Raw genomic sequence first — 14,115 nt, forward strand, 5'->3', positions numbered from 1 at the left:
CTCGTACCGTAGAACCGTCCGGACTCTGCTGACCACCGTCCTTCGCTACCAGCCGTGGAAGACGGGGGCGCGACGCTCCATGAAGGCCCGCAGGCCCTCCTGCCCGTCGGCGCTGCGCATGTTGATCTCGGCAGCCATCGCCTCATGGGCGAACGCCGCACCACGATCGCCGTCCAGTGCCTGATTGACAAGCCGCTTCCCCAGGGCGAGCGCCACCGTCGGCCCCTCGGCGAGCCGCTTCGCCCAGTTGTCCGCCTCGGCCTCCAGTTCGCCGCGCGGCACGACCTTGTTGACCAGACCCAGACGATGCGCGTCCGCCACGGGGAGGTCATCCGCGAAGAAGATCAGCTCCTTCGCACGCTGCGGCCCGATCAGCCGGGTGAGCAGGTAGGCTCCCGCCCCGTCGACGACCAGACCGCGCCGCGCGAACACCTCGACGAACTTCCCGCCTTCGGCCGCCAGCACCAGGTCGCAGGCGTACGCGAGATGGCAGCCGATGCCGGCCGCGGTCCCGTTGACCGCGGCGATGACCGGCTTCTCGCAGTCGAGGACCGCGGCGATCAGGCGCTGGGCGCCTCTCGCGATCGCGCGCGCCACGGATCCCGCTGGCTGAGCCGGGGCCCCCGCGGGCAGATCGCTGTCGTCGTTCGAACCACTCAGATCGGCGCCCGTGCAGAAGTGCCTCTCCCCCGCGGCGCCCAGCACCACCACGCGGACACGCTGATCGGCGCCGACCTGCTCAAGCCGTTCGATGACGCGCTCGCGCATCGCGGGTGTCAGCGAGTTGCCCGCCTCCGGGCGGTTCAGAGTGAGCCGGGCAACGCCGTCGATACCGACGTCCCAGAGCACGTCCTCGGTCAAGATCCCTTCCCCCTTCAAGTGTGTTGCATATTTTATATAACATGCAACTCCCTGCGCCCCACCCTTGCGGGCCTGACTACGATGTTCGGATTCGGAGCGCTCCAGCTCCGCGGACGACCCGAGGGAGACGACGGCATCCATGGCCCAGCACAGCCTCCGCGACGAGCGGCGCCAGCGGCGCCGGGAGCTGAGCCGGGGCCGGATCCTCGACGTCGCCGAGCAGGTCTTCGCCCGCGACGGCTTCCACGACGCGGCACTTCGAGAGATAGCCGAGCTGGCCGAGTACGCGGTCGGATCCGTCTACACCTTCTTCCCGGGCGGCAAGGACGATCTGTACCGCGAGACCTTCCGCCGCCGCGGCGCGGAGTTCATGCCGCAGATGCACGCCATCCTCTCCTCCCACCCATCGCCTCGCGAGCAACTGATCGCGCTCGCGGACTGGCAGGTGGGGTTCTTCCGCACCCACCGGAACTTCGCCCGACTCGTCCTGCGGGGTGGCGCGATCGCACCACCACTGGCGGAGCCCACGACCGATCCGCAGATCATGAAGAACTTCCATGAGGCACAGCAGTTGCAGGCAGATCTTTTCGTGCGCGGTCAAATCACCGGTGAGCTGATCGCCGGGTCGCCCGCAGTTCTCGCGCTCATGTTCTCGGGGATCATCGCCGCCTATCAGACGGCCGAGCTGGACACGGCGGACTCCTCCCGGCTTCCCCTGCCCGCCGAGGAGTTCCACGCCTTGCTCGCGCGTGCCTTCTTCGCCGCCGACTGATCCGGTCCCGGCCGGCCGCAGGCACCAGGGCGGGACCCGTCAGGCCGGGCGGCAGGCCGGGCCGCAGACCTGGCGATCGTCGAGGCCATGAGTTGTTGCGCGAACCCTTGCGGCGAGAAGTGAACCGTAGTTCACTCCGCTGAAACCTGGTTCAGCGACGGGCACCCGCTGGGAGAGTTCATGAATCCCGAAGACCTCATCATGATCAGCGTCGACGACCACGTCGTCGAACCCCCGACCCTGTTCGACGCGCACATCCCCGCCAAGTACCGCGACCGCGCACCCAAGGTCGTGAGCAAGGACGGCCTGGACGTCTGGACGTTCAACGGAGCCGTGATCCCGAACATCGGGCTCAACGCGGTCGCCGGACGGCCCAAGGAGGAGTACGGCGTCGACCCGACCTCCTTCGAGGAGATACGGCCCGGCTGCTACGACATCGACGAACGCATCAAGGACATGAACGCCGGCGGGCTGCTCGCGTCCATGAACTTCCCGTCCTTTCCCGGTTTCAGCGGCCGTCTGATCGCCGCGGCCGAGGACAAGGAACTCGCCCTCGCGGTGATCCGCGCGTACAACGACTGGCATGTCGACGAATGGGCCGGCACACACCCGGGCCGGATCATCCCGATGGCCCTTCCCGTGCTGTGGGACGCCGATGCCTGTGCCGCCGAGGTACGGCGGGTGGCTGCCAAGGGCTGCCACTCGATGACGTTCACCGAGAACCCCGCCACTCTCGGATACCCGAGCTTCCACAGCGACTACTGGGATCCGCTGTGGCAGGCGCTCAGTGACGAGGATGTCGTCCTGTCGATCCACCTCGGCTCCTCCGGCAAGCTGGCGGTCACGGCGCCGGACGCGCCCATGGACGTGATGATCACGCTCCAGCCCATCAATATCTGCCAGGCGGCGGCCGACCTGCTCTGGTCGCGGGTGATCAAGAAGTTCCCGCGCATCAAGTTCGCGCTGTCCGAGGGCGGTACGGGGTGGATCCCGTACTTCCTCGACCGTATCGACCGCACGTACGACATGCATCGGCTGTGGACGGGCCAGGACTTCGGCGGGAAGCTGCCGAGCGAGGTCTTCCGCGAGCACTTCCTCACGTGCTTCATCTCCGACCCGATCGGGATCAGGCTGAGGCACGACATCGGACTCGACAACATCGCGTGGGAATGCGACTACCCGCACTCCGACTCGTCCTGGCCGCACGCTCCCGAGGAGTTGTCGGCCGTGGCCGCCGATGTACCGGACGACGAACTCAACAAGATCACCTACCGGAACGCCATGCGCTGGTACTCCTTCGATCCCTTCGTGGGCGGGCGCACGCCTCAGAACTCGACCGTGGGCGGCCTGCGCGCCGAGGCGGCCGGGCACGACGTCTCGATCAAGGCGCGCGGCAGGAAGCAGAGCGGTTCCGGGGCCACACTCGCGGACCTGGCCGCGAACGCCACTGCCTGACGAGCAGGTCGCGAGCCGACCGCCGTCGGACTACTCGCACGCCACCCGGCGACCCCACACCTCACCGAGTACCGAGCATTGCCCGCGAATACAGCACTTCATAAGATATATAAAATCCAATCCTTGGGAGGCTTGATGCCCCGGACAGGCCGCACGGAGCTCCTGCTGATCGACGGCCGGCTGGTGCCCGCCTCCGACGGCGGCACTTTCGACAACGTGAATCCGGCCACGGAGGAGGTTCTGGGCTCCACCGCGGACGGCACCTCCGAGGACATGGACGGGGGCATCGCAGCCGCACGCAAGGCGTTCGACAACACCTCCTGGAGCACCGATCCGGCGTTCCGTGTCCACTGCCTTCGTCAACTACAGGCAGCCCTGATCAAGAACGCCGATCAACTCAAGGCTGACCTCGTGGCCGAGATCGGGACCCCGGTCGTCCTGACCGGGGGTCCCCAGTTCGACACCCCGGTGGAGGGCGTCGGCTGGGTCGCCGACCTGTCCGAACGCTATGCCTGGGAGGTCGAGCTGGGGGAAGCTCCGGGCCCGACGGGGACGTCCCGGCGGCTGCTGCGTCGCGAGCCGGTCGGTGTCGTCGGTGCGATCACCCCCTGGAACTTCCCCACCCAGATCAACCTGGCCAAGGTCGCCCCCGCGCTGGCCGCGGGCTGCACGGTCGTCCTCAAGCCCGCACCCGACAGCCCCTGGGCAGCGACCGCGTTGGGCCGGATCGTCGCCGAGGAGACCGACATACCCGCCGGTGTCCTCAACGTCGTGGCGTCCTCCCGGCACGAGATCGGCCACCAACTCGCCGCCGACCCCCGGGTCGACATGGTCTCGTTCACCGGATCGACCGCCACCGGCCGGGCAGTGATGAGCGCCGCCGCGCAGAACCTCACCAAGGTGTTCCTCGAACTCGGCGGCAAGTCGGCGCTGATCGCACTCGACGACGCCGATCCCGCGACGGCCGCCGTCACCGCGGCCTTCCACATCACCACCCACGCGGGCCAGGGCTGCGCGATTCTGAGCCGCTTGCTCGTACCACGGGCGCGGTACGAGGCGACCTTGACGACGCTGGTGGAGACACTGCGCGGCTGGCCGTACGGCGACCCCACCGACCCGAGCACCCTGATGGGACCGCTCATCAGTGAACACCAGCGCCGGCGCGTCCTCAGCTACGTCGAAAGAGGGGTGGCCGAGGGCGCGCGGATAGCCTTGGGCGGCGGAATCCCTGCCGCCCGCCCCAGGGGCTGGTTCGTCGAACCCACGGTTCTCGCCGGCGTCCGCGAGAACGACACCGTCGCGCAGGAGGAGATCTTCGGCCCGGTGCTGTGCGTCATCCCGTACGACGGCGGCGACGACGAGGCCGTACGGATCGCCAACAACTCCGCGTACGGCCTCTCCGGTGGCGTGATCAGTGCGTCGCCGGAGCGGGCGCAGGCCGTGGCCCGGCGGTTGCGGGTCGGGACCGTCTCCGTCAACGGCGGCAACTACTACGGCTTCGACGTCCCGTTCGGCGGCTACCGCAACAGTGGCATCGGGCGCGAGAGCGGTGTCGCGGGATTCGAGGAGTACCTCCAGATCAAAGCGATGGCTGAGGCGGTCCGAGGGTGACGACGCCGCTGAGTGACCGTGCGTCCGCGCCCCTGGCCGGAAGCCGCGTCCTGCTCGTGGGAGCCTCCGCGGGCATCGGGCGCGCCCTGGCCGTCCGGCTCGTGGCCGCAGGGGCCGAACTGGTCGTGGCAGCCCGCCGCGGGGACGAACTGGAGAAGACCGTCGCGGAGGCGGCCGGCGGCCAGGCGGTCTGTGCCGACGTACGGGACCCGGCCGACTGCGAGCGTCTCGCGCGCGAGGCCGCCGACCGGCTGGGCGCGATCGACTTCCTGATCTCGTGTGTCGGGGCAGCGCGCCTGCGGCCCATCGCGGAGACCGGTCTTGAGGACTGGCGGTGGGCGCTGGAGACGAACGCGGTCGGATTCCATCGGGTCCTGTGCTCCAGTCTGCCCTTCCTCGCGCCGAACGCCCTGGTCACGGCTCTCTCCTCCGAGGCGGTCGACCAGCACAGGGCCGCACTGGGCGCGTACGCCACGAGCAAGCTCGCCCTGGAACGCATCCTGCGGGCCTGGCAGTCCGAGCACCCGGAGCTGCGCATCACCCGCATACGCGTGGGCCAGACCTTTCCCACGAACTTCGGCAGCGAGTTCGACGGTGAGGCACTCGGCAAGGCATTCGAGGCATGGGGCAACGACGGCCTTCTCGTGGATCGCTACATGTCTCCGGATGCGGTCGCGGGAGCGCTGGTCGGGCTGTTCTCCATGGCGGCCGCCTTTCCGTCCGTCACCGTCGAGGAGCTGACCGTCGCGCCCTCCGCCGCGGCGGCGACCTTCTCGCAGTCCGCATCCTGACCACCGACCCTGCCCCCTGCGACAACGCAGCCCGACCAGGAGAGCCGATGCTGGAGTACGACCCCTTCGACCGGTTGACCGCGCACAATCCCTTCCCGGTCTACCAGCGCCTCAGGGACGAGGCACCCGCCTACTACAGCGAGAAGCACGACTTCTGGGCGTTGTCGCGCTACGAGGACGTCGTCGCCGGGCATCTCGCACCGGAGATCTATTCGAGTGCGCAGGGCGTCACTTTGGAGGGGCAGGACCGCGGCCTTCCGTTCCTCATCGTCAAGGACCCGCCCGAGCACTCGTTCCACCGCAAGGTGGCCATGCGGATGTTCACCCCCCGGCGCGTGAACCAGTTGGCTGCCTTCGTACGCGAGACAGCGGGACGGCTCCTGGACGAGGTCGTGGGCCGGGACTCCTTCGACGTGGTGCACGAGTTCTCCTTCCGGCTCCCCCTCGATGTCATCAGCGAACTCGTCGGCATCCCGGTCGCTCTGCGCGAGCGGGTCCATCTGCTGAGCGACCGGCTCGCTCACCGCGGCGAGGACGGTTCGATCTCCGAGGACGCCAGAAACGCGAGTATCGAGCTGCTCGGCATGTTCTCGGAGCTGATCGCCGAGCGCCGGCGCAACCCGGGTGACGACGTGATGTCCCTGCTCATGACCACGCCGGTCGAGGAGCCGGACGGGAGCACCCGGCTTCTGGATGACGGCGAGCTCACTCTGCGGCTCATGGAGTTGGCCTTCGCCGGCCATGAGACGGTGGCCAGGATGATCCCCAACGGTGTGGTCGCCCTGTGCTGGTATCCCGAGCAGCGCCGCGAACTGGTCGCCGATCCGGGCCTGATCCCCAACGCCGTCGAGGAGATGCTCCGCTGGGATCCCCCGTCCCACTACCAGGGCCGCTGGAGCACGCGGGACATCCCCCTGCACGGGACGGTGATCCCCAAGGACTCGCGGGTCATCCTGATCACCGGTGCGGCCGTCCACGACGAACGCAAGTACCCCGATCCCGAAGTGTTCGACATTCACAGGGAGATCGACCGGCATGTGGCCTTCGGCTTCGGCCGTCATCTGTGCCTCGGCGCACCGCTGGCCAGGCTCGAACTCCGTATCGCCTTCGAGGAACTGCTCAAACGCTTTCCGGACTTCGGCATGGACGAGTCCGGCATCACGCGGGTGTACAACAGCAATGTGCGAGGGCTCGCGACCCTGCCCCTGGTCGTGGCCAAGGACGGCTGAACGGTGAACGACTTCAAGACACTGCGCTACGACGAACGCGGCGGCGTGGCATGGATCACCCTGAACCGCCCCGACGTACTGCACTCCTTCGACACCGTGATGATGCACGAGATCCACCGGTGCTGGTCCGATCTGCGAACCAACGACGACGTCAACGCGGTGGTTCTGACCGCGACCGGTGACACCGCCTTCTGTACCGGTGTGGACCGCAACGCCGCGGCGATCGGCGACGCCGACCGCCCCCGGGACCTCGGTCAACAGGGCGCGACTCCGCTCCACTTCGACGACCCCGGGGACTGGCTGCCGCCGAAGACCGCGGGCCGCCTGTGGAAGCCCGTGATCGCGGCGGTCAACGGCATGGCCTGCGGAGGTGCGTTCTATCTGCTGGCCGAAGCGGACATCATCATCGCCGCGGAGCATGCGACGTTCTTCGACCCGCACACCACCTACGGGATGGCTGCCGTCTTCGAGTCGATGATGCTGCTGCAGCGCGTCCCCCTCGGGGAGGCCCTGCGGATCTCGCTCATGGGGGCGCATGAGCGCATGTCGGCCCGACGAGCCCATGAGATCGGCCTGGTCCAGGAAGTCGTGCCGTCGGACGAGCTGGCCGAAGCGGCGGCGCGCGTCGCAGAAGTGATCGCTTCACAGCCGGCCCGCGCCGTCCAGGCGACCGTCCGGGCCATCTGGTACGCGCAGGAACTCGGTTACCGCCAGGCTCTAAACGTGGGCAAGGCGGTGGTGCAGCTCGGAACCGACGAGAAGGATCTGGCCGACGGACAGGCCCTGTTCGCCTCGGGTCGGCGCATCCCGTGGCGGGCACGCTGAACAGGTTCCCCGTACGGCACCGCACGGGAAGGGAACGGGAGGGCACGAGTGGATCTCGGCTTGAAGGACGCCGTCGTGGTCGTGAACGGCGGCTCCAAGGGCATGGGCCGCGCGGCTGCGGAGGTCATCGCCGCGGAAGGCGCGAAGGTGGCTGTCCTGGCGCGCGGCAGACCTGCCCTGGACGAGACCGTACGCGCGCTGCGTGCGTGCGGAGCGGCTGACGCGGTCGGACTCGCCACCGACCTCCGCGACCGCTCCGCCGTCGACGCCGCCTTCGAGGAGGTCGGGGCCCACTGGGGCCGGATCCATGTGCTGATCAACTCCGCCGGCCCGACGGACGTGGGCGTGGGCCGCACCTTCGGTGAACTCCACGACGAGGAGTGGCATGCCACCTTCGACATCGGGATCGTCAGCGCGGCCCGCTGCGCCCGGGCAGCGCTTCCCTGGCTGCGCCGTGCGGAGTGGGCCAGGGTCGTCAACGTGTCGGCGCATTCGGTACGCAGACAGTCACCCGGGCTCGTCGCGTACACCGCGGCCAAGGCGGCGCTGACCAGCTTCAGCAAGAACCTCTCCCAGACACTGGCCCCGGAGGGGATCCTCGTGAACACGGTCTCCCCCGGCTCCTTCCTGTCCGAGGGTATGCGGGACTATCTCGCCGCACTGCCGGCGGAACGTCGGATCGAGGACGGCGATCTGGCCGCGGCGATGCGCGTCATCGGAGCGGACTTCGGGCACCCCGCGCAGCTCGGACGGGTGGCACTGCCCCGGGAGATCGGCCCGGTCATCGCCTTCCTCGCCTCACGCACCAACACCTATATGACGGGCGCCGACGTCAATGTCGACGGGGGCTCGGATTTCTGAGGGCAACTCGTCGCCCCCCAGTCGCGGACGGCCCGCCCCTTCTCGCGGGGGCCCGGCAGCCGGCCGGTCAGCCCAGGTATGCGGCTCTGACCGCGGGATCCGCACGAACCTCGTCGGGACGGCCGTCGGCGATGACCTTGCCCAGGTTCAGCACCACCACCCGCCGGGACAGGCTCATCACGAACGGCACATCGTGCTCCACCAGCAGGATGGTCGTGTCGAGCGGGCGGACCACCTCGGCGAACAGCGCGCGCTGGTCGTCGTCCAGGCCCGAGGTGGGTTCGTCGAGCAGGAGTACGGCGGGGTCGTCGACAATGGCGCGGGCCAGCTCGACCATCCGGCGCCGGCCGATCGGCAGGTCTGCGGCGTAGACGCCCGCGAACTCCTCGATACCGCAGCGGCGCAGCGCCTCCTCGGCGCGGGCGCGCCGTTCGTCCGCCAGTCGGCGACGGGGGCGCCAGCCGACCAGGTCGGCCGCGAGTCCACCGCGTCCGCCGTGCCATTCGAGCGCGGCGAGGACGTTGTCGAGCACCGTCAACCGGCCGAATACCTGGGGACGTTGGAAGGTACGGCGGACGCCGAGGCGGGAGCGGTGCAGTGCGCCGGTGCCCGTGACATCCACGCCGCCTATACACACCGATCCGGTGGTCGGCCGGCGCAGTCCGCTCACCACGTCGAACAGGGTGGTCTTTCCGGCACCGTTGGGACCGATCAGTCCGCAGATCCCGCCCTCGCCGATGGTGAGCCCGATATCCGTCAGGGCGTGGACGCCGCCGAAGCGGACGCTGACATCGTCAATACTGATCACCGGTCAGCTCCTTTCCCTCAAGTCCCAAGTAGGCCGTGGCAAGGCGCTCTTCGTCGACATCGGACCGCGGCCCCAGCCACGTCACCCGCCCCAGGCTCATGAACGCGACGGTGTCGGCCAGGCCGAGCACCTCGGTGGCCCTCTCCTCCACGACGACGACGGCGACGCCCTTGTCCCTGAGTTCTCCGAAGAGCCGGAAGATCTGCTCCACGACGAGCGGCGCGAGACCGAGGGACGGCTCGTCCGCGATCAGGACCTTCGGCGGGTGGACCAGGAGGGGAGCGAGCGCCAGGATCTGCTGCTCGCCCCCGGACAGCGTCCCCGCGGGAATACGTCGTCGCTCGTCCAGGACCGGAAGGCGCTCGTACACCGACTGCCGGTCCGACTCGCGTGGCAGGCTGACCGTGAGATTCTCCTCGACCGTCAACGCGGGGAAGACGCCTCTGCCTTCGGGGGCCAGGAACACCCCGGCGCGCGCCCGGCGGTGCGCGGGCCAGGCGGTGATGTCCTGGCCGTCCAGCAGCACTCTTCCGCCGCGTGGTCGCAGTGAACCGGACGCGGTGGCGCACAGTGTCGTCTTTCCGGCGCCGTTCGCACCGAGCAGTGCCACGACGGAGCCCGCCGGTACGGCGAGGTCGACGCCGCGCAGCACGGTGGTGTCGCCGTAGCCGGCCACGATCGACTCAAGCCGCAGCCGTGTCGCCGACTCGTCCGCGGCCTTCTGCCCGGGTAGGGGATCGGCGACGACCGTCTCCTCCTTGCGCTCGCGTTTGCGCCGCTCGTAGCGGCGCTCGGCGAACTGGGCGAGCACACCGTCGGGGTGTTTGGCCAGCAGGACGCCACCGAGCCCGAAGAGCACCGAACCCAGATGGGTCGAGTCGGTGAACACCCCGAGCAGCTCGGGGAACAGCGCGACCATCAGACCCGCGAGCACGGCGCCGCCGATCCGCCGTACCCCTTGGAGCACCACGACGGCCAGCCAGACGAACCCCGACATGGCCGGGAGGTCCGTCACGGTGATCTGTCCGGCGACCGTGCCGTAGAGGACGCCGCCGAGCCCGGCAATCGCGGACGACACGGCGAACAGCGTGAGCTTGGCCCGGGTGGCCGAGATACCTGCCGACAGCGCGGCCGTCGGCGCGGAGCGCACGGCGAGAATGGCCCGGCCCGAACTCGACCGCTCCAGGTTGCGGACCGCCAGCATCACCAGGCCGATCAGGGCGAGCAGCACAACGATCTGGACCCTGGGATCGCCGGTGTCGGCGAAGCCCAGGGCGAGGGGCGGCAGTTGCCAGCCTGCGGTGCCGTTGCTGAAGGAGTTGATCTGGAAGAACACCTGGTCCGCGAGCAGGGCGAGCGCGAAGGTCGCCAGCGCGAGGACCTTCCCGCCCAGCCTCAGGGAAGGCATGGCCACGAGCAGTCCCGCGGCGACCGCCGCCAGGACACCGAGCACGAGAGCGAGTGCGTAGGGGACGCCGCTGTGCATGGCGTAGCCGACGGTGAGGGCCGCCAGCGCGGCGAAGGACGCCTGCGCCAAGTTGATCATGCCACCGATTCCGGTGACCACGACGAAGGAGCAGAAGATCAGGCCGAGTACGAGCCCTTGGGCGACCAGTCCCGTCCAGTAGCGGTCGCCGAGTGTGAAGGTCCACAGCAGCAGACCGGCGACGCCCGCGGTCCAGGGAAGCACCCGGCGTATCCGCGGGATGTCGGCGAGGTAGTCGGGCGGCGGCGGGTCCTCCGCGATCGATCCCGCCACGCGCTCACGCGACCTGTTGAGGACGAGCAGGCCGATCAGCAGCAGGATCGCCGGTATCGCGGTGCGCAGTCCGGTGATCTCATCGGCGAAGTCGGCGTAGCCCGCGAACAAGTTCTGCACCACACCGAGGGCGAGGCCGGCCGCGAAGGTGACGGGGATCGACTGCAGCCGCCCGAACACGGCAGCCGTGGCCGAGGCGAACATCAGTACCGTGAAGGCCGCCGAGTCCACACCGAGGGCGGGCAGCGCGAGGACTCCGGCGAGGGCACCCAGCGCGGAACTCAGCATCCATGCCTGCGCGGAGGCCGCGTCGGCGTCGATACCCCGCAGCGTGGCCAGCGTGCGACGGTCCACCGTGGCCCGCATCCGCAGACCGAGCCGGGTGTGCCGCAGCGCGAGCCACAGCACCACGGCCGCGAGACCGGCGAACACAAAGGTCGTCACCTGGTCGGAGTCGAGCGTGAGCCAGGAGAACGGATGCCAGGTCTCCACCGGGGTGGGGCCGATACCGCGCGCGTTCATGCCCTCCAGCAGAGTGGGGATGTCCGCTCCGGCGGAGATCAGCAGATCGATGATCCATATCCCCAGGGCCGGCAGGGCGATGCTCAGCCCGATCGTGGCGACGATCTGCGCCGTCTCCCCCGACCTGGCGAGTCCGGCGAACATGAGGCGGTGCAGCAGGTATCCGAGCAGCGGCGCGACCACACAGACGGTGATCACGGCCGCGAGCCAGACCGGCCAACCCGCCGCCGTGAACTGAAAGAAGAGCAGCGCACTGCAGAACCCGACAGCTCCGTGGGCGAAGTTGAGCACCCCGGTCGCGGCGTACGACAGGGTCAGCCCGGACGCCATGACGGCGAAGACGGCGCCGGTCACGAGGCCGCTGAGCAGATACCCGACAAGCTCCGTCATCGCAGGTCTCCTGAGCGAGCTTCAGGCCCGCCGGCCAGACAGGACCGGCGGGCGGCGGAAATCAGCGGTCGAAACACGTCAGGGGCTGAGCGACGGTGTACTTGCCGCCCTTCACCTGCACGAGTGCGGCACACGAGCCCGGCTCCGTCTTGTTCGCCGGAAACGTGAGCTTGCCGAGGCCCGGGTTGTCATAGGTCAGCTTCTGCGCCGAGGCGAGGAAGGAGGCGGCGGTGACGTCCTTGCCCGCGTTCTCCAGGGCCGTCAGGAAGATGTCGGCCGACCAGTAGCCCATCGCCGTGTTCTGTGTGAACACGTGCTTGGGGTCGGTCTTCCGCACGTCGGCCATGAACTGCTGGACCTCGGCGGTGCCCGACTCGAAGGGAGCGAACCCTACCGAGGTGTAGACACCCTCCAGGACCTGAGCGCCCTGCGCGCTGGCGACAAGGGCGGGGTCGTAGCTTGAGGCGTCGGCCAGTACGCCTTGGAAGCCTGCCTGCCGCAGCGCACCGTACATCCCGAGGTTCGTCTTGCCCGACATCACCGAGAACACCACGTCGGGCGGACCGCCGTCGGCCGACTTCATGATCTTGTTGATGTACGGGAGCCAGTCGGACGGGGGCGCCGCGACCGGGATCGACGACGACGTGCCCGCGACGTCGAAGCCCGATGCCTTGAAGACCTGGTTGTACACCTCTACGCCGCGCTTGCTCTCGCTGTTGTCGAAGCCCTGGATCCAGACCTTCTGCCCCTTGGCCATTCCGTCGGTGCTGCCCAGCTCCTTGGCGAGTACGTGGGCCACGTATCCGCGATTCCACAGCGTCTCCTCGGACGTCGTGTCCTTCGGTACCAGACAGCCCGAGAAGGGGAACGAGATCTCCGAGCCGCACCACGAGTCGTTGGTCCCCCAGCCGAACCTCGTGACGCCGGCGGCCTCGGGCACCTCGGCGGATCGTGCCGTGGGTGCGACCCAGGGCACGATGGCGAACACCTTGTCGCGCTGCACCAGTTTCTTCACCGCTGCCTCGCCCGTGGCGGGGACCATGCCGTCGTCCTCGGCGCCGATGAAGTCGATCTTCCTGCCGTTCACTCCGCCTTCGGCATTGGCCCGATCGAAACGCGCCTTCGCACCGATCTCCGCCGCGGTGGAGTTGTATCCGACAGAGCTGGTCTTGGTGACAAGACCGCCGATCTTGATGGTGTCGCCGAGGACGGTGCCTCCGGTCGCGCCGGACCCGTCAGGATCATCGGACCCGCCGCTCTCCGCGGCGCACGCCGCCGTCAGCATCATCAGCGCCACGGCACCTACCAGCCATGATCTGGCCCTGGCGCGCTTGTAACCGTGCATGCGACGCTCCCGCTTCTTCTCGGGTGAATGCGCGAATCGCGCTCAGCGGCGAGCGTATGAAGGCACCATCTGGGTGTCAATAAAGAAAACAATATATAAGATACGGACGATCGCAGCCACAGGAGCAGTGCAGGCACGGAGGGGTGCTCAGGGTGAACACCAAGGTCTATATCCACGAGTTCATCAATGTCGTCGGCCACAACAGGGCCCGGTACATGCAGCACATGGCCGCCAACTGGAGCCCGCTCGCCCAGGAGGAGCGCTCTCAGCTCTGCTACGGCATCTGGGGCGTGGTGGGTTCGACGGGAAGCTGGCCGCAGGTCGTCAACATCTGGGAGGAGGACGGCTTCGACGGGCTCGCCGAGTCCTTCCGGCACGAACTCGGCCATCGGGATCTGCAGGATCCGGCGCTGGCCAAGTGGTGGGCGACGGCGGCCGAGATGCGGTCCGGGGGCTTCGACCGCATCCTCGTACCGCATCCAAAGATGCCGACCGTCGAGGAGTTGGTGAGCGGCGGCGGGCACCAGGGAGTCGCCTACGCACACGAGATCATCACGACAAGTCCCGGCGGCGCACAGCGCCTTCTGGACGCGGCATGGGAGGACGCGGAGAAGATCGGAGCCAACCACCGCTGGCGGCTCATCGGCGCCTGGACCACGGCGATGCGCAACCGGGACGAGTGTGTACTGCTGTGGGCCATCCCCTCGTGGGGGGCCTGGGCCGGCGCCGAGTCGGACGCGGCCCGGGGCCGTGAACTGCTGCCCACCACCGAGGTGTTCGTCAGGTCCAGGCAGCGGATCCTGCTCGCCGACGCGCCCCTGTCCCCGACGCGTACGGGACGCCAGCCGACCCGTACGGACCGCGTCGACTGGACCGACTGACGACT

Annotated in this window: 12 protein-coding genes; 8 read left to right on the forward strand and 4 right to left on the reverse strand. The window is 68.7% G+C overall.

Annotation, left to right across the window (positions count from 1 at the left end):
* Positions 1 to 45 precede the first annotated feature (45 nt).
* Complete coding sequence (locus ACIQNU_RS42005) at positions 46 to 861, reverse strand: enoyl-CoA hydratase/isomerase family protein (RefSeq protein ID WP_401377467.1); 816 nt, start codon at positions 859 to 861, stop codon at positions 46 to 48.
* A 139-nt stretch (positions 862 to 1,000) separates the two neighbouring features.
* Here ACIQNU_RS42005 and ACIQNU_RS42010 point away from each other — a divergent pair, with 139 nt between their 5' ends.
* From ACIQNU_RS42010 to ACIQNU_RS42040, 7 genes are all read left to right on the forward strand, one after another.
* Entirely contained in the window at positions 1,001 to 1,633 is a 633-nt protein-coding gene (locus ACIQNU_RS42010; RefSeq protein WP_401377469.1) for a TetR/AcrR family transcriptional regulator, read from the forward strand.
* 180 nt (positions 1,634 to 1,813) lie between these two features.
* Positions 1,814 to 3,088: an amidohydrolase family protein gene (locus ACIQNU_RS42015; RefSeq protein WP_401377472.1), complete on the forward strand. Its 1,275-nt coding sequence runs from the start codon at positions 1,814 to 1,816 to the stop codon at positions 3,086 to 3,088.
* A gap of 135 nt (positions 3,089 to 3,223) precedes the next feature.
* Positions 3,224 to 4,699, forward strand: a complete 1,476-nt coding sequence (locus tag ACIQNU_RS42020; protein ID WP_401377474.1) for an aldehyde dehydrogenase family protein — start codon at positions 3,224 to 3,226, stop codon at positions 4,697 to 4,699.
* Positions 4,696 to 5,490 (forward strand): SDR family oxidoreductase, encoded by a 795-nt coding sequence (locus ACIQNU_RS42025; RefSeq protein ID WP_401377477.1) that lies wholly within the window; start codon positions 4,696 to 4,698, stop codon positions 5,488 to 5,490. The genes ACIQNU_RS42020 and ACIQNU_RS42025 overlap by 4 nt, the downstream gene beginning before the upstream one ends.
* A 47-nt stretch (positions 5,491 to 5,537) precedes the next feature.
* A complete protein-coding gene (locus ACIQNU_RS42030) occupies positions 5,538 to 6,719 on the forward strand; it encodes a cytochrome P450 (protein ID WP_401377480.1) in 1,182 nt (393 codons plus the stop codon).
* A 3-nt stretch (positions 6,720 to 6,722) separates the two neighbouring features.
* A complete protein-coding gene (locus tag ACIQNU_RS42035) occupies positions 6,723 to 7,544 on the forward strand; it encodes an enoyl-CoA hydratase/isomerase family protein (RefSeq protein WP_401377483.1) in 822 nt (273 codons plus the stop codon).
* 48 nt (positions 7,545 to 7,592) lie between these two features.
* Positions 7,593 to 8,405, forward strand: a complete 813-nt coding sequence (locus ACIQNU_RS42040; protein ID WP_401377486.1) for an SDR family NAD(P)-dependent oxidoreductase — start codon at positions 7,593 to 7,595, stop codon at positions 8,403 to 8,405.
* Between the two features lie 67 nt (positions 8,406 to 8,472).
* Here the strand turns inward: ACIQNU_RS42040 and ACIQNU_RS42045 are convergent, their stop codons facing one another.
* From ACIQNU_RS42045 to ACIQNU_RS42055, 3 genes are all read right to left on the reverse strand, one after another.
* Positions 8,473 to 9,213 carry an ABC transporter ATP-binding protein gene (locus ACIQNU_RS42045; RefSeq protein ID WP_401377489.1) on the reverse strand — a complete coding sequence of 247 codons (741 nt, stop codon included), beginning with the start codon at positions 9,211 to 9,213 and terminating at the stop codon, positions 8,473 to 8,475.
* Positions 9,200 to 11,884: an ATP-binding cassette domain-containing protein gene (locus ACIQNU_RS42050; protein WP_401377492.1), complete on the reverse strand. Its 2,685-nt coding sequence runs from the start codon at positions 11,882 to 11,884 to the stop codon at positions 9,200 to 9,202. The genes ACIQNU_RS42045 and ACIQNU_RS42050 overlap by 14 nt, the downstream gene beginning before the upstream one ends.
* Before the next feature lie 61 nt (positions 11,885 to 11,945).
* Positions 11,946 to 13,229 (reverse strand): ABC transporter substrate-binding protein, encoded by a 1,284-nt coding sequence (locus tag ACIQNU_RS42055; protein WP_401377495.1) that lies wholly within the window; start codon positions 13,227 to 13,229, stop codon positions 11,946 to 11,948.
* Between the two features lie 152 nt (positions 13,230 to 13,381).
* Here ACIQNU_RS42055 and ACIQNU_RS42060 point away from each other — a divergent pair, with 152 nt between their 5' ends.
* The gene (locus tag ACIQNU_RS42060; protein ID WP_401377498.1) at positions 13,382 to 14,110 is read left to right on the forward strand and encodes a hypothetical protein; all 729 of its coding nucleotides are present in this window, start codon (positions 13,382 to 13,384) and stop codon (positions 14,108 to 14,110) included.
* Positions 14,111 to 14,115: the final 5 nt, after the last annotated feature.

It is taken from the genome of Streptomyces sp. NPDC091292, from assembly GCF_044757265.1.
Classification (GTDB): Bacteria; Actinomycetota; Actinomycetes; order Streptomycetales; family Streptomycetaceae; genus Streptomyces.